16 protein-coding genes are annotated in these 14754 nt (G+C 61.7%); 11 read left to right on the top strand and 5 right to left on the bottom strand.

Translation table 11 applies throughout. The annotated features are described in order from the left end of the window. Nucleotides 1-32: 32 nt before the first annotated feature. Nucleotides 33-695 carry an SOS response-associated peptidase gene (locus HV773_RS21070; protein ID WP_129562348.1) on the bottom strand — a complete coding sequence of 221 codons (663 nt, stop codon included), beginning with the start codon at nt 693-695 and terminating at the stop codon, nt 33-35. Nucleotides 696-728: 33 nt separating this feature from the next. Here HV773_RS21070 and HV773_RS21075 point away from each other — a divergent pair, with 33 nt between their 5' ends. The 11 genes from HV773_RS21075 (at nt 729) to arsN2 (ending at nt 8877) form a co-directional block, all read left to right on the top strand. Next, the gene (locus tag HV773_RS21075; RefSeq protein ID WP_227875303.1) at nt 729-914 is read left to right on the top strand and encodes a site-specific integrase; all 186 of its coding nucleotides are present in this window, start codon (nt 729-731) and stop codon (nt 912-914) included. 41 nt (nt 915-955) lie between these two features. Then, nucleotides 956-1927 (top strand): DUF6602 domain-containing protein, encoded by a 972-nt coding sequence (locus HV773_RS21080; RefSeq protein WP_129562349.1) that lies wholly within the window; start codon nt 956-958, stop codon nt 1925-1927. 1109 nt (nt 1928-3036) lie between these two features. Continuing rightward, nucleotides 3037-3360: an ArsR/SmtB family transcription factor gene (locus HV773_RS21090; RefSeq protein WP_129562350.1), complete on the top strand. Its 324-nt coding sequence runs from the start codon at nt 3037-3039 to the stop codon at nt 3358-3360. A gap of 12 nt (nt 3361-3372) precedes the next feature. Further along, a complete protein-coding gene (locus HV773_RS21095) occupies nt 3373-3852 on the top strand; it encodes an ArsI/CadI family heavy metal resistance metalloenzyme (RefSeq protein WP_129562351.1) in 480 nt (159 codons plus the stop codon). 9 nt (nt 3853-3861) lie between these two features. Then, nucleotides 3862-4356, top strand: a complete 495-nt coding sequence (locus HV773_RS21100) for an arsenate reductase ArsC (RefSeq protein WP_129562352.1) — start codon at nt 3862-3864, stop codon at nt 4354-4356. A gap of 13 nt (nt 4357-4369) precedes the next feature. Then, nucleotides 4370-4864: an arsenate reductase ArsC gene (locus tag HV773_RS21105; RefSeq protein ID WP_129562353.1), complete on the top strand. Its 495-nt coding sequence runs from the start codon at nt 4370-4372 to the stop codon at nt 4862-4864. A gap of 22 nt (nt 4865-4886) precedes the next feature. Then, entirely contained in the window at nt 4887-5957 is a 1071-nt protein-coding gene (arsB, locus tag HV773_RS21110; RefSeq protein WP_129562354.1) for an ACR3 family arsenite efflux transporter, read from the top strand. Nucleotides 5958-5976: 19 nt separating this feature from the next. After that, the gene (gene arsC, locus HV773_RS21115) at nt 5977-6411 is read left to right on the top strand and encodes an arsenate reductase (glutaredoxin) (protein ID WP_129562355.1); all 435 of its coding nucleotides are present in this window, start codon (nt 5977-5979) and stop codon (nt 6409-6411) included. After that, the gene (gene arsH / locus HV773_RS21120) at nt 6377-7126 is read left to right on the top strand and encodes an arsenical resistance protein ArsH (RefSeq protein ID WP_129562356.1); all 750 of its coding nucleotides are present in this window, start codon (nt 6377-6379) and stop codon (nt 7124-7126) included. The genes arsC and arsH overlap by 35 nt, the downstream gene beginning before the upstream one ends. Nucleotides 7127-7129: 3 nt before the next feature. Beyond that, nucleotides 7130-8374, top strand: coding sequence for an MFS transporter (locus tag HV773_RS21125; protein WP_129562357.1), 1245 nt, complete (start codon nt 7130-7132; stop codon nt 8372-8374). 53 nt (nt 8375-8427) lie between these two features. Next, nucleotides 8428-8877 carry an arsenic resistance N-acetyltransferase ArsN2 gene (gene arsN2 / locus HV773_RS21130; RefSeq protein WP_129562358.1) on the top strand — a complete coding sequence of 150 codons (450 nt, stop codon included), beginning with the start codon at nt 8428-8430 and terminating at the stop codon, nt 8875-8877. A gap of 263 nt (nt 8878-9140) precedes the next feature. Here the strand turns inward: arsN2 and HV773_RS21135 are convergent, their stop codons facing one another. The 4 genes from HV773_RS21135 to acs form a co-directional block, all read right to left on the bottom strand. Then, nucleotides 9141-9395, bottom strand: coding sequence for a head-tail connector protein (locus HV773_RS21135; RefSeq protein WP_227875304.1), 255 nt, complete (start codon nt 9393-9395; stop codon nt 9141-9143). A gap of 685 nt (nt 9396-10080) precedes the next feature. Continuing rightward, nucleotides 10081-12099, bottom strand: a complete 2019-nt coding sequence (locus HV773_RS21140; protein ID WP_129562359.1) for a sodium:solute symporter family protein — start codon at nt 12097-12099, stop codon at nt 10081-10083. Further along, nucleotides 12096-12461, bottom strand: coding sequence for a DUF4212 domain-containing protein (locus tag HV773_RS21145; protein WP_129562360.1), 366 nt, complete (start codon nt 12459-12461; stop codon nt 12096-12098). The genes HV773_RS21140 and HV773_RS21145 overlap by 4 nt, the downstream gene beginning before the upstream one ends. Before the next feature lie 114 nt (nt 12462-12575). Next, complete coding sequence (acs, locus tag HV773_RS21150) at nt 12576-14558, bottom strand: acetate--CoA ligase (RefSeq protein WP_129562361.1); 1983 nt, start codon at nt 14556-14558, stop codon at nt 12576-12578. Nucleotides 14559-14754 lie beyond the last annotated feature (196 nt).

A 14754-nucleotide genomic window follows, 5' to 3' on the forward strand; every position in this document is an offset into this window, starting at 1 on the left:
GTATCCGCGCCGCGCAGATCGCTTGGCCCGACCTACGCGGCGGCATCGTTTCGTTTCGCGACGCGTGGAGGCACTGGGAACGCCTCCGCATGCATCTTGTTTGCCGGGAAGAGGTTCAGGAACGAGCGTGCCTCGTCCATCGAGCCGCTCGCGAGCCAGCCCTCGTATTCGGACGGCGGCAGGATCACCACCGATCGCTTCTCGTCACCGGGCTTGTGGAATCGATTCATGAGCGGATGCTCGGCCGAGTTGACCGTCAGCATCGTGAACGAGAGCGCCGGGCCTTCCGGCTCGTTCCACTCCCGCCATAGCCCGGCAATCGCAAACGGCGCGCCGTCGGCCATGCCGATGCGCCAGCGCACAGCCCTCCCGCTTTCGTAGTTCGGCTCGTAGAACGCGTCAGCCGGAATCAGGCAGAGCTGCTGCTTCTTCCATGCTCCGCTGAAGCTCCGCTTTTCGCCCACGGTCTCCGAGCGTGCGTTCATCGTGTCGAAGGGCTTCACGCCTGGAGGGATGTGCTTGCGCGGCACTATGCCAAATGTCGCAACGTCTGCCCGCTCGGCACCGTCGACGCGCCGGATGATCGGCGCTGGATAGTCTTTGTAGACGTCATCGCGCCATGGGCTGTCAGGCGGCTCGATGCCGAAGTGCTTGAAGAGATAGTCGCGGCGCGCCGCTGCGTAATTCGTGCACATGAGCGTCTCCTTTGTTATCCATTCCGCCACCCAATGCGCGGCATTTATGCGGAGGCGACGAAGCTGAAAGAGAGGTTCACCGAGCACGACTTGCGCGCCAAGTGCGCCAGCGATGCTGAGACGCTCGAACATGCCCGCGCGCTGCTCGCGCACGCCGACGGGAAGATTACCGAACGCGTTTATCGTCGAAAGCCGGAACGCGTCAAGCCCCTGCGCTAAACTTGTTTATTAATTCAACAAGCGCTCGTTATGTAAAACCTATGGCTGACAAGAACCTCTATCAAACATTGCTGCGCAGCAAAGTTCGCGGCGCGATTCTCGCGGCCGAAGGGGCGAATGCATTCTCCCATCAAGTCGTAAAAGGCACTGTCCTTGAGATTTTGATTTCGGAGCTATTCCGCCCCCTGCTTCCGGCAGACATCGGGATTGGCACAGGACAAATTATTGAGAGCTATTCAGGGAAACTCTCAGGCCAAATTGACATCGTGCTTTACGACAAAGCGATCCTGCCGCCAATACTTATCGACGAAAAACTGGGCCTCTTCCCGATCGAGTCCGTACTATATGCAATCGAGGTGAAAACGACTCTAACTGCAGCGGAGCTCCAAAGCGCACACGATTCTGCGAAGGATCTTCAGACAAAGTTCGGTTATTTGCCAGGGCAGCGCGTCAATGGAAAACTCGTGCCACAGCATTCAATCGAGAAAGCTAGAAATGTAATATTTGCCCTCAAGTCCGATCTTTCAGGCACCAAACTAAATGAAGCCGAGCGGTATAAAAAGATCTATGGCGACGAACCGGCCCACATTGCATCAATCTGCGTCGCCGGCCGGGAGTACTGGTTTCAAAGCAATTCTGCATGGGTAGGCGGCACCGATACGGATCAGTTTGACGGCATCCTATCCTTTATCGGCGGGGTAACGAACACGTACAGAGGAGTGTCTGCCAGTCGGGGGTACCCATTGCTCGGACACTACGTTGTTGCCGAAAACATGCATCAGTTTCCGTTTCTGCAGGTGTCGAAGGACCTGATGCTCGTCGTCCAGTGTCCAGACTGCAAATGCGAGATTCTAGTAGCCCCGGAGCTTCCTCCGGGAAAAGTTACGTTTACCGGGACGATCTCAACACCATGCAAATGCGGGGCCATGGTTAAGGCACCGCAAGCGCAATACGAGTTCCAAGACAGCAAGCTCGTCTCAGTCTTACCGCACCCAGACTCTCAGTCGCAGTAGTAGCCCGTCCAGCCAGCCTCGCCACGTCGACAAGACGCCAAGCAGCACCGAGGCCCCTGAGCATGCGCAGGCGACACTCGCACACGCAGGCGAAAGACTACCGAAGATGTGTACCGCCGCAAGCCGGGGCGGGTCAAACCATTACGCTAGGCCGATGTCAGGGGGAGGCGCTCGAAAGGACGCACCTGAGGATGTCAGGCACTCAGGCGTTATTCACAGCCATTGCGCGTGCAATCGTAGTGGTAGGACTGTCCTTTCGAGTTTGTCCCATCGACTGAACGACGTCCATTGTCATAGTAGTGGGCCGTCTCATCCCATTCAGCGCCATTCGCCGCGACGCCAGTCGTATAAGTCGTGTTTTCGCCGCGGCGCACGGTTCTCTGGCTCCACGAACTCCCGGTGCTGTCGTTGCTTCCATCGACAGTCGTTACGTCGCCCATGCGCCGTATGCGATACGTGTTGCCGGAGTCATCGTGACAAGTTTGGATCGGATCAGTGTCCTGACCGACGCAATAGGATGCGAGAGCTGCGTTCGACGTGAACGCAACCAAGACAAAGAAGGCATAGAGGGCTGAACGCTTCATGAAATTACCCGATGAGGCTCGTTGTTTTTATAGCGCGGCGCATGCTTACAGCACCGAAAGAGTGTACCTTAAGCGTCAGGGCGATATTGCGAAATCAAAGGTTTATCGAGGTAGCGCACTCGTACCTAAGGTACAGCTTCTACCCGTTGCTTGTATGCGTAACGGGCGATGCGCGGCGTTGTGTCATTAGGTTAATAACCTATCCGGGGTTCGAATCCCCGTCTCTCCGCCACCCAGCACACAAGGGTTAAGGGTTCCAGCCGACATAAGCAGTTCGCCTGTACCTTTGCAAGATCGAGATTGGCTCCGCATTGCGGGGCCTTTTTGCGTTCAGGAGCGGCAGGTATCTCAGCGTGGATGTCGGAGCTCGACATCCAGAAGGGTGTGCGCTGGAGCGCCAAGGTCGCTGGCAAGCTCGAACAAACGTCGACTGGCATCATTTGCGTGACGCCGGAAAACTGACCCTGCCCCGGGGCCAACCCAGATTGCCTTGCGCTGCCCCATTATTTCGAATATATTGGAAATATGGAAGAGAAAGATATCATTCGCGCCTTGGCGGCGCTCGCCCACGATCTGCGCCTGCGCGTGTTCCGCATGCTGGTCGTGGCCGGTCCGGACGGCCTGACACCCGGAACCATCGCGGCGCAGCTTGACGTGCCCAACGCGACGCTCTCCTTTCACCTGAAGGAGTTGATGCACGCGGGGCTGGTCACGCAGGAGCGTGATGGGCGCAGCCTGATCTATCGAGCCGCCTACGAACAGATGAACGCAGTTCTCGGCTTCCTGACCGAGAACTGCTGCCAGGGGCAGGCTTGCCTGGTTCCCGGCACAGATTCGTGCCAATGCTGACGGAGAACAGTCATGAAGCGGTTTCACGTCCACGTCCACGTTGACGACATTGCGGCCAGTGTCGCGTTCTATTCGAAGCTGTTCGGCGCAGAGCCTGCGCGCATCGAGCCGGATTACGCGAAATGGATGCTGGAAGATCCGCGCGTGAACTTTGCGATCTCGACGCGCGGCTCGCAGTCTGGTGTCGATCATCTGGGTTTTCAGGTGGACGACGCAGCCGAGCTGGACGAACTCGCGCAGCGTGCACAGGACGCGGACATGACGCTGCTCGACCAGGGCGAAACGACCTGTTGCTACGCACGTAGTGACAAGCACTGGATCGTTGATCCGCAGGGAGTCGCCTGGGAACACTTTCACACGCTCGATCGCGCATCGGTATATGGCGAAAGTCGTGAGACGAGCACTTCGCAGTCCGAATCGCCAGCCTGCTGCGCGCCCCGTCGCAAACCTGTGGGCATCCCCGTCAAACCGGCCGGTTCGGCCTGTTGCTGAGAGACCTTCATGACCGACAAGATCTATAACGTCCTGTTCATCTGCACGGGCAATTCCACCCGCTCGATCCTGGCCGAAGGGCTTTTGAACCACTACGGTGCTGGCCGCTTCAAGGCCCATTCCGCAGGTAGCCATCCCACGGGCGAGGTCAATCCGTTTGCACTACAGGCGCTCCAGAAGTTCGGGATCGAAGCCAACGGCTTGCGCAGCAAGAACTGGGACGAGTTCTCTCCCGATGGCTCGCCCGACCTCGATTTCGTGTTCACCGTCTGTGACAAGGCGGCGGGCGAAGTGTGCCCGGTCTGGCCCGGCCAGCCGGTCACGGCGCATTGGGGCGTCGCCGATCCCGCTGCGGTCGAGGGCTCCGATGAGCAAAAGCAGCAGGCGATCCGCGATGCCGCCGTTACGCTCAAACGCCGTATCGAACTGCTTCTCTCGCTGCCTCTCGCCAAGCTCGACGCCGTGGCCCTGAACAAGGCTGTCAGCGACATCGGCAAGCAATAAGGTGACTACTGCCATGACCACGAACGTACTCATTCTGTGTACGCACAATTCCGCGCGAAGTGTGCTATCCGAAGGCATGCTGAACCACTGGGCACAAAGGCTCGGCAAGGACGTGCGCGCATTCAGCGCCGGCAGCGCGCCGAGCGGTCGCATCAATCCGTTTGCGCTCGAGGCGTTGACGAACGCGGGCATCGAAACCGAGGGTTATCGCAGCAAGAGCTGGGACGAATTCTCGCAAGACGGCGCGCCGAAGATGCGGATCGTCATTACGGTGTGCGACAGCGCGGCCGCCGAAGAGTGTCCGTTCTGGCCTGGTAGCCCCGTCAAGGTTCACTGGGGCTACGCCGATCCGTCAAACGCGCAAGGCGGTGACGACGGCAAACGGCAGGCCTTCGAGCTTACCCGGCAGGCCATCGGTTACCGGATGCTGCAACTGCTTCTGCTGCCCCTGGACCGCCTGGACAATGCCGAGCTTCAGCAGGCGCTCGACGGCATTCTGAAAAGCTGACTCCCTCTCCATCGAGTTCCCCATGAACACCCCCAACATCGCCGCTGCGCGCAAAAGCGCGTCGAAACCGGCCATCAGCTTCTTCGAGCGTTACCTGACCGTCTGGGTTGCCCTTTGCATCGTCGCTGGCATCCTGCTTGGCCAGGTTCTGCCTGGTGTCTTTCAGGCCATTGGCCGCATGGAATACGCTCAGGTCAATCTGCCGGTCGGCCTGCTGATCTGGGTGATGATCATTCCGATGCTGGTCAAGGTCGACTTCGGCTCGCTACATGAAGTGCGTCAGCACATCAAGGGTATCGGCGTCACGCTCGTCGTCAACTGGCTCGTCAAGCCGTTCACGATGGCGTTCCTCGCATGGCTTTTCATCAAGCATCTGTTCGCGCCGATGCTGCCCGTGGCGCAGCTCGACAGCTATGTGGCTGGACTGATCCTGCTGGCCGCCGCACCCTGCACGGCGATGGTGTTCGTCTGGAGCCGGCTGACCGGTGGTGATCCGCTCTTTACGCTCTCACAGGTTGCGCTCAACGACAGCATCATGGTGGTCGCGTTCGCGCCGCTCGTCGGCCTGCTGCTCGGTATCTCGGCCATCACGGTGCCGTGGGCGACGCTGCTCACGTCGGTCGTGCTCTATATCGTGATTCCCGTGATCCTCGCGCAGATCCTGCGCAAGGTGCTGCTATCACGTGGCAAGGCCGCGTTCGAAGCTGTGATGGCGAAGATCGGCCCGTGGTCGATCACGGCGTTGCTCGCCACGCTGGTGCTGCTGTTCGCCTTCCAGGGCGAGGCCATCCTGAAGCAGCCGCTCGTGATCGTGCTGCTTGCCGTGCCGATCCTGATCCAGGTGTTCTTCAACTCGGCGCTCGCGTACTGGCTCAATCGCGCGGTCGGCGAGAAGCACAACATCGCTTGCCCGTCTGCACTGATCGGCGCGTCGAACTTCTTCGAGCTGGCCGTCGCCACCGCAATTGGCCTGTTCGGATTCAACTCGGGTGCAGCGCTCGCCACGGTCGTAGGCGTGCTGATCGAAGTCCCGGTCATGCTGCTCGTGGTGCGCATCGTCAACCGGTCGAAGAACTGGTACGAGTGCGCCTGAACGTAACGGAAACAACGCAATGAACGAAGTCACCATCTATCACAACCCGGACTGCGGCACCTCGCGTAACGCCCTCGCGATGATCCGCAATGCGGGCATCGAACCCGTCGTCATCGAATATCTGAAAAATCCGCCGTCTCGCGAGAAGCTGGTCGAGCTGATCGCGCAGTCGAGCCTGAGCGTGCGCGAGGTGCTGCGCCAGAAAGGCACGCCCTATGCCGAACTGCGCCTGGACAACCCGGGATTGAGCGACGACCAGTTGCTCGACGCGATGATGGCGCACCCCATTCTCATCAACCGCCCCTTCGTGGTGACGTCGATGGGCGCGCGCCTGTGCCGTCCCTCCGAAGTCGTGCTGGATATCCTGCCTGAATCGCAACGCGGCGCGTTCACGAAAGAGGACGGTGAAACGGTTATCGATGCGGAGGGCAAGCGTGTCCGCTCCGGTAACTGATCTCGCCGCTGAGCTTCCGCAGGTCGATGCGGCACTGTTCCGCGTGCCCGACATCCAGCGCCTTCAGGCAACGAAGGCTTCCGCACATGCGCCCCGTATCCTGCTGCTCTACGGTTCGCTGCGCGAGCGCTCGTTCAGCCGCCTGCTGAGCGAAGAAGCTGCACGTCTGCTCATGGCAATGGGCGCCGAGGTGCGCACGTTCAATCCGAGCGGTTTGCCGCTGCCCGATGACGCGCCCGATACGCACCCCAAGGTAGCCGAGCTGCGCGAACTGGTGCTGTGGTCAGAAGGCATGGTCTGGTGTTCGCCCGAACGCCACGGCGCGATGACCGGCATCATGAAAGCGCAGATCGACTGGATTCCGCTGTCGGTTGGGGCCGTGCGGCCGACGCAAGGCAAGACGCTCGCCGTGATGCAGGTCAGCGGCGGCTCGCAGTCGTTCAACGCCGTCAACCAGATGCGCGTGCTCGGGCGCTGGATGCGCATGCTGACCATCCCGAACCAGTCGTCGGTGGCCAAGGCGTTCACGGAATTCGATGAGGCCGGGCGCATGAAGCCATCAGCCTATTTCGATCGCGTCGTGGACGTGATGGAAGAACTGGTGAAGTTCACCTTGCTCACGCGTGATATCGGTCCCTATCTGGTCGATCGCTACAGCGAGCGCAAGGAGAGCGCCGAAGAACTGATGAAACGCGTGAACCAGGCCCGTATCTGACCCATGCCGCCTTCCGCTTCCGACCGCAAAGCTGAGAGCAATACAGCAACCTGGGCGCTGGCTTTCGGCCAACTGGTAGCGTGGGGCGCGGTCTATTACGCGTTTTCGCTCTTTGTGGTGCCGATGGAACAGGAACTGGGATGGAGCCGGGCATCGACGAATGCAGCGCTCTCATGCGGCCTGCTGGTCTCTGGTCTGGCCGCGTATCCGGTCGGCAAGTGGATCGATCACGGGCATGGTCGCATGGTGTTGACGGCAGGTTCGCTGCTCGCCTCGATCATGCTGGTTCTCTGGTCGCAGGCGGCGAGCCTCGCGACCCTCTTTGCGGCCTGGGTCGGGCTTGGCGTGTCCATGGCAGCCACGCTCTACGATCCGGTGTTCGCGATTCTGACCCGGGATTATCCCCGCAGCTTCCGCACGAAAATCACGCTGGTGACGCTCGTTGCGGGCTTTGCGAGCACAGCATTCATTCCACTCACGCAGGAACTTGTCGATGCGCTTGGCTGGCGCCACGCGCTACTCGCGCTCGCTGGGATCAATGTCTGCGTGTGCCTGCCCATTCACTGGCTGGCCCTGCGCAATGATCCGAACGTGGCGGCACCTGCCGTCAACAAGGAGCGGATCAGGGCAGAGAATGAGGCGTCGGTCGCGCGCGCGCTGCGAACCCCGGTGTTCTGGGCGCTCGCGGTCTGCTTTACCGCCTACTACGCGACCTTCGCTGCCCTGACGTTTCACCTGGTACCCCTGATGGTTGAGCGCCACGTGTCGCAGCCCATCATTCTTGCGACGATGGCGGTGATCGGTCCGGCACAGGTTTTGGCCCGTATTCTCTGGTTCACTGTCGGGCGAAACGTGTCGCCAAAGATCGTTGGCCTGGTCATCACTTCGGCGTTTCCGGCTTCTGTTGTGATTCTTCTGGTCGCTGGAACCTCGCCTGTTGCGCTGATTTTTTTCGCGGTCATCTATGGCGGTGCGAATGGCATGATGACGATACTGCGCGGCACTATCGTGCAGGATGCGATGTGGACCGAGGGCTATGGGGCAATCAGCGGGTTGCTCTCGGCGCCGTCGAACATCGCGAAGGGGATTGCACCGATCTCCGCGGCCCTGATCTGGACGATCGGGCAAAACTACGTGGCGGTCGAGTGGGCTGTGCTACTCATTTCACTCATTTCCACGGCTGCGTTCGGTTTCGTCGCGTTCTCCGCGCGCCGCCAGAGTCCTACAGCGGCGGCGGCAACAGAATGAACGACTTATTTTCGTGCTTCGGCGAAGGCTAGCGGCACAACGGGACCCACACCATGCAAGTTCGATCGGCAGCCGCATCCGACCTCTTCGCGATTACTGCATTGCTTGCAGCCAATGATTTGCCTACGGTCGGCGTCGCGGAGCACTTAACCAATTTCATTGTCGGAGTGGTGCCATCAGGGATCATCGCGTGTGGCGGCGTCGAATATTACGCTGAGTTCGCGCTCATTCGCTCGATTGCTATTGCGACGGAAGTCCGTGGTCACGGTCTCGGAAAAGCTATCGTTGCGCGTTTGTTAGCAGAATGCCGCACGCGGGCCGTTCAGTCGGTGGTGTTACTGACTACTACGGCTGAACGTTACTTTGCAGGTCAAGGTTTTACGCCCGTAACGCGCCACGAAGTGCCACAGCCTCTCTTGGCGTCCAGCCAGTTCCAGGGCGTGTGTCCAGCATCTGCGGCCACGATGCTGAGAGCACTCGATGTCGGCGAGGGACCGGTTTGAGTAATCAGCGTGTCGTTCTAGAGGTTCATCTTCGCACCCCGAAAAACGCCCTTGCTTGTCCGCGGCGTTCATATACGTGCACATGGGTGGCTCCAGGTGGCGAGCCATCATCATAGCCGCGTTGGCGCCGGTCCCAATTATGCTGTCTATCCCCCAGAGCGGCAGCGCAATCGCGCCCCATGCTTTGACTGGCTGCCCGAGATCGTCTGTGGTCTGGTTGCGCCGCTCGATGCGCACGCGGCGGTTGAGAGTGCCTGCACACATCACCCCCCTGGAACGATTCGATGCGGCCGCAGTAGCGTCCGAGCGTTGAACGGCAATTCGGCCGCCTTGCCGACAGTCGAGTCCTCGCGATTCGCGTACAACTCGGCCGTCGTCTCCAGGATCGCCGCCTTGATTGCGCCGTTGACGACGATTGGGCTATCGCCGGCGGTGCCGTCCGTTTCGGCAACATCGAACGCACCCTGCGTCTCAAATACCTGCCGGTTTAGGTACCGACACGCTAGCGCTTCAAGCACAGGGCGTACTACTACGAAGTGCCCATCGGGCTCGAAGCGCAGTGGGACGGCAAGCAACTTTTCCGGCTCGGAAGGTCGCTGCCCGAGTCGTACCGCACATGGGCTGATCGGCTGAGCACGCTCGACGACGCGAAGAACATTGGCGAGCTGCTCGACCGCTATGTGCTACAGGTTGTGCCGACGAAGAGCATCACCACGCAGGCGCAAAACAGCGTCGCAATTAAGCGCCTGCGCGCCGCGAGATTGAGGTGCTCTCACACCTATATACGAAGGCTGTCGAAAGGGGCTACCTCGGCCGCCATCCGTTCAAAGGCGAGGTGCGCCTCGACGGCGAGAAGCCGCGCACACGCTACGTAGAAGACTGGGAAATCAGAATGGTCGGATGAACTGCGCGAAGCGATCTTTATCGCCAAGGCAGCGCGGCCCGTGCAGATCGCATCGTGGCTCTTTTGCACGATGCGCGGCGAATGTTGCTTCGACGAGGACACAGGGCGCGCCGGCGTGTGGGACACCATGTGGCGCAACTTCATGGGCAAGGTGCGGGAAACGACGAAGGTAAAAGAGCGCTTCACCGCGAACGACCTGCACGCCAAGTGCGCGAGCGATGCCGAGACGTTGGAGCACGCGCGCGCTGCCCGCCCGCGGTTGCGATCCAGTCCCCGGCTTACAGCCCAACTCGGGCGAACTAAGGATGCCGAATATAATCCACCAGCGCGACCGTATACTCATCCGGCTTCCTGTCCACCAAGCTCACGATAATCGTCGCCAAAAACCCCGCTGGCACGCCAAACACCCCTGAGCTAATCGGCTCGATCCCAAACCAGCGCGCGCCTTCAAACCCCGTAAGCTGCGTAAAAAACGGATACGTCGAGACGATGTAATACACGCACACGGCCAGCCCCGCCACCATCCCCGCCACCGCGCCCAGCCGCGTCGTGCGCTTCCAGAACACCCCCAGCACGAGCACCGGAAACAGGCTCGACGCCGCCAGCGAAAACGCCGCGCCCACCAGAAATAGAATATTGCCCGCATTGAGCGAGGCCACCCACGAAGCAAACAAGGCCACGCCCAGCAGCAGAATTTTCGACATGGTCACGCGCCGCTGGCTCGACGCGTTCGGGTCCACCATGTGGTAGTAGACATCGTGCGAGAGCACATTCGAGATCGTGAGCAGCAGCCCGTCCGCCGTGGAAAGCGCCGCCGCCAGCGCGCCGGACGCCACGAGCCCCGACATCACATACGGCAGCCCCGCAATCTCGGGCGCGGCCAGCACGACCATATCCGGCTGCATCTGAATATCGCTCCAATGCACGATGCCGTCGCCATTGATATCGGCGATGCCGATCATGGTCGGCTCCATGCGCCGCCACTGCATCACCCAGTGCGGCAAATCGGCGAAATGCAGCCCCGTGAGGTGCGAAAGAATTTCGAACTTGATGAGCACCGCCAGCACCGGCACCGTCAAATAAAACAGCGCGACAAAGAACAGCGTCCACCCCACCGAGCGCCGCGCCGACGCCACCGATGTCGTCGTGTTATAGCGCGTGAGGATGTGCGGCAGGCTCGCCGTGCCAAGTGAAAGGCACAGCAGTAGCGAGAGGAAATTGCGTTCGTGAATGCGCCGCGCTTCGTCGCTATCGGCGGGAAACGGTTCGTGCATCGGTACGGGCGGCGCGGCGCGCGCGAGCAGGTCGTCGCGCTGCTGCGTCCACGCTACGCGCGCGGCTTCGGGGTCGCGCGGGAAACGCTCGATCTCGCGCTCGAGCGAATCGATGTCGCGCAGCGGGCCGTTGTGGCGGCGCATGTTCGCGAGCGCATCGACGAGGCGCGTCTTCTCTTCAGCGTACGACTGCGGCAGCGCATCGAGCCGCGATTGCCACAGCGCGGCGCGGTGCGCGTACTCTTCGCGCACGTTCGTTTCTGCGCTGGTGTCGCGCACCTCGCGCTCGAGCGTCTCCACGCGCTGCATCACCTTGCCGTAATCGAATTGCGGCAGCCAGCCCAGGCCATCTCGATGCGCGATCAACGAAACCGGAATCAAGATCGCCGCGATCAGAATGATGTACTGCGCCACCTGGGTCCACGTGACCGCGCGCATGCCGCCCAGAAATGAGCACACGAGAATGCCGGCGAGCCCGCAAAAAATGCCGATGGCAAAGTCGACGCCGATGAAGCGCACTGCGATCAGCCCCACGCCCTGGATCTGCGCGACGAGATAAACGAACGAACAGATGAGGGTGGCCAGCACGGCGAGCGCGCGCACGAGGTTGCTGGAGAAGCGCGTGCCGAGGAAGTCCGCGATGGTGTAGCGCGCGAGCTTGCGCACGTAGGGCGCGAGCAGGAACGCGACGAGGCAGTAGCCGCCCGTCCAGCCCATCAGATAGGCCAGGCCGTCGTAGCCGCTCGCGTAGAGCGAGCCCGCGAGGCCGATGAACGAGGCCGCCGAGAGCCAGTCGGCGGCCGTCGCCATGCCGTTGAAGAACGACGGCACGCGGCGTCCCGCGACGTAGTACTCGACAAGGTCCGAGGTGCGCGAGAGCAGCCCGATCACGGCGTAGACGGCGATCGGCACGAACAGGAACACGTAGCCGATCCACATGCCGGGGCCGGTGGCGAGCTCGATGCGCCACATCACGAAGATGAAGCCGAGAAAGCCGAGCGTATAGAGCGCGTAGGAGCGGATCAGCCGGTGCGCGAGCCTCATCGTTGCTGCGCCTGGCTGGCCTCGCGAATGGCCGTGTCGGCTTCGCGCGCGGCCTGCAGTTCGCGGTCGGCGCGCTGCATCAGCACGATGTACACGGCCACGAGCACGATATAGACGAGGATCGCCCCTTGCGCGCCGATATAGAACGGCAGGCTGAAGCCGGCGAAGCGCACGCCGGCGAGCGCGCGCGCGAACAGCGGCACGATGAACGACACCGCGAAACCAATGCTCATGAGCACGGCGATCAGCGCAACGTTGAAGCGCCAGTAGCGACGATGCGCGAGCGCCATCGCCTCGCTCACCGGCGGCGGCTCGGGCAAGGTATTGAGAGGGTGCTGCGGGGGAGTGTGTGGCGCGGCCATGCGCTTGTGTAGCAAAAACGCGCATGGCCGGCAATCGGGAACATCCGGCCTTGCCGGGACCGGATCGAGTGCCGTAGCACTCGATCCGTCAATCAGGCAACGCTCAAGCGATGCTCAAAGCGCCTCGCCAAGTTGATCGAGAATCGCGGGATTCTCGAGCGTGGAGACGTCTTGGGTGATCGCCTCGCCCTTCGCGAGCGAGCGCAGCAAGCGGCGCATGATCTTGCCCGAACGCGTCTTCGGCAGGTTCTCGCCGAAGCGGATGTCCTTCGGCTTGGCGATCGGCCCGATCTCCTTGCCCACCCACGCGCGCAGTTCGGCGGCGAGCTTCACGGCGTCCTCGCCGTGCGGGCGCGTGGCCTTGAGCACCACGAACGCCACCACGGCTTCGCCGGTGGTGTCGTCGGGGCGGCCCACCACGGCGGCTTCGGCCACCAGCGGGTTCGCCACCAGCGCCGACTCGATCTCCATCGTGCCGAGGCGGTGGCCCGAGACGTTCAGCACGTCGTCGATGCGGCCCATGATGGTGAAGTAGCCGGTTTCCTTGTCGCGCACGCTGCCGTCGCCGGCGAGGTAGAGCTTGCCGCCGAGCTCTTCGGGGAAGTAGCCCGACTTGTAGCGCTCGGGCTGTCCCCACACGTTGCGGATCATCGCGGGCCACGGGCGCTTCACCACGAGAATGCCGCCCTGCCCGTTCGGCACGTCCTGGCCGGTTTCGTCGACGATCGCCGCCATGATGCCCGGCAGCGGCAGCGTGCACGAGCCCGGCACGAGCGGCGTGGCGCCCGGCAGCGGCGTGATCATGTGGCCGCCGGTCTCGGTCTGCCACCAGGTGTCGACGATCGGGCAGCGCTTGCCGCCCACATTCTCGTAGTACCACATCCACGCTTCGGGGTTGATCGGCTCGCCCACCGTGCCGAGGATGCGCAGCGAGGACAGGTCATAGCTCTTCGGGTGGACCTTCACATCGGCTTCCGCCGACTTGATGAGCGAGCGGATGGCCGTGGGCGCCGTGTAGAACACGGTGACCTTGTGCCTCTGGATCATCTCCCAGAAGCGGCCCGCGTTCGGGTACGTGGGGATGCCCTCGAACATGACCTGCGTCGCGCCGATCGTGAGCGGGCCGTAGGCGATATAGCTATGGCCCGTGACCCAGCCGATGTCGGCCGTGCACCAGAACACGTCGGTGGGCTTCCAGTCGAAGGTCCACTTCATGGTCTGCGCGGCCCACAGCAGATAGCCGGCGGTGCTGTGCTGCACGCCCTTCGGCTTGCCGGTCGAGCCCGAGGTATAGAGGATGAAGAGCGGATGCTCGCCGCTCACGGGCACCGGCGGGCAGGTCTCGCTCTCGACTTGCGAGAGCTCGTGCATCCAGTGGTCGCGGCCTTCGGTCCAGCCGACCTTGCCGCCCGTGCGCTTGTAGACGATCACGCTCTTGACCGCTTCGCAGCCGCCCATGGCGATGGCTTCATCGGCGATGTTCTTCAGCGGCAGCGCCTTGCCGCCGCGCATCTGCTCGTCGGCGGTGATGAGCGCGACCGCGCCCACGTCCACCATGCGTTCGTTGAGCGACTTCGACGAGAAGCCGCCGAACACCACCGAATGCGTCGCGCCAACGCGCGCGCAGGCCTGCATGGCCACCACGCCTTCGACCGACATCGGCATGTAAATGACTACGCGGTCGCCCTTCTTCACGCCGCGCTTCTTGAGCGCGTTGGCGAAGCGCGAAACGCGCCCGAGCAGGTCCTTGTAGGTGACGTTGGTGACGGTGCCGTCATCGGCTTCGAAGATGATCGCGACGCGCTCGCCATTGCCCGCTTCAACGTGACGGTCGAGGCTGTTGTACGAGGCGTTGAGCTCGCCGTCCTCGAACCAGGTGTAGAACGGCGCCTTCGACTCGTCGAGCACCTTGGTGAAGGGCTTTTGCCACGTCAGCGTTTCGCGCGCGAGACGCGCCCAGAAACCTTCGTAATCGCGTTCGGCTTCGGCGCACAAAGCCTTGTATGCGTCCATGCCGGACACGTTGGCGTCCGCCACCGTTTGCGCGGACGGCGCAAACACACGATGTTCCTGAAGAACCGATTCAATCGCAGACATCGACAACCCCTTGGTGAAGATGAAACGTCAAACTCGTAAATGCGTCGCAGGATCTTTGATACCGCCTGCGCGCCGTCTCCTGATGCGGGTCCACGCGCGAACCCATGCACGCAAGATTAAACATGGCAACTTACCCGCTACTTACGCGGGCAGCCACGCAATAGCAGTCAGTTAAAGTTAAGCGGGCATTTAGAAT

It is taken from the genome of Paraburkholderia caffeinitolerans (assembly GCF_902859945.1).
GTDB lineage: Bacteria > Pseudomonadota > Gammaproteobacteria > Burkholderiales > Burkholderiaceae > Paraburkholderia > Paraburkholderia caffeinitolerans.

Bases quoted from the DNA above. Each gene is read 5' to 3' on its own strand.
- arsH (WP_129562356.1), top strand. From the start codon at position 6,377: ATGCGGAGGGCAAGCGTGTCCGCTCCGGTAACTGATCTCGCCGCTGAG.
- HV773_RS21070 (WP_129562348.1), bottom strand. From the start codon at position 695: ATGTGCACGAATTACGCAGCGGCGCGCCGCGACTATCTCTTCAAGCAC.
- HV773_RS21105 (WP_129562353.1), top strand. From the start codon at position 4,370: ATGACCACGAACGTACTCATTCTGTGTACGCACAATTCCGCGCGAAGT.
- acs (WP_129562361.1), bottom strand. From the start codon at position 14,558: ATGTCTGCGATTGAATCGGTTCTTCAGGAACATCGTGTGTTTGCGCCG.
- HV773_RS21080 (WP_129562349.1), top strand. From the start codon at position 956: ATGGCTGACAAGAACCTCTATCAAACATTGCTGCGCAGCAAAGTTCGC.
- HV773_RS21075 (WP_227875303.1), top strand. From the start codon at position 729: ATGCGCGGCATTTATGCGGAGGCGACGAAGCTGAAAGAGAGGTTCACC.
- arsN2 (WP_129562358.1), top strand. From the start codon at position 8,428: ATGCAAGTTCGATCGGCAGCCGCATCCGACCTCTTCGCGATTACTGCA.
- HV773_RS21140 (WP_129562359.1), bottom strand. From the start codon at position 12,099: ATGAGGCTCGCGCACCGGCTGATCCGCTCCTACGCGCTCTATACGCTC.
- HV773_RS21095 (WP_129562351.1), top strand. From the start codon at position 3,373: ATGAAGCGGTTTCACGTCCACGTCCACGTTGACGACATTGCGGCCAGT.
- HV773_RS21145 (WP_129562360.1), bottom strand. From the start codon at position 12,461: ATGGCCGCGCCACACACTCCCCCGCAGCACCCTCTCAATACCTTGCCC.
- HV773_RS21090 (WP_129562350.1), top strand. From the start codon at position 3,037: ATGGAAGAGAAAGATATCATTCGCGCCTTGGCGGCGCTCGCCCACGAT.
- arsC (WP_129562355.1), top strand. From the start codon at position 5,977: ATGAACGAAGTCACCATCTATCACAACCCGGACTGCGGCACCTCGCGT.
- HV773_RS21125 (WP_129562357.1), top strand. From the start codon at position 7,130: ATGCCGCCTTCCGCTTCCGACCGCAAAGCTGAGAGCAATACAGCAACC.
- HV773_RS21100 (WP_129562352.1), top strand. From the start codon at position 3,862: ATGACCGACAAGATCTATAACGTCCTGTTCATCTGCACGGGCAATTCC.
- arsB (WP_129562354.1), top strand. From the start codon at position 4,887: ATGAACACCCCCAACATCGCCGCTGCGCGCAAAAGCGCGTCGAAACCG.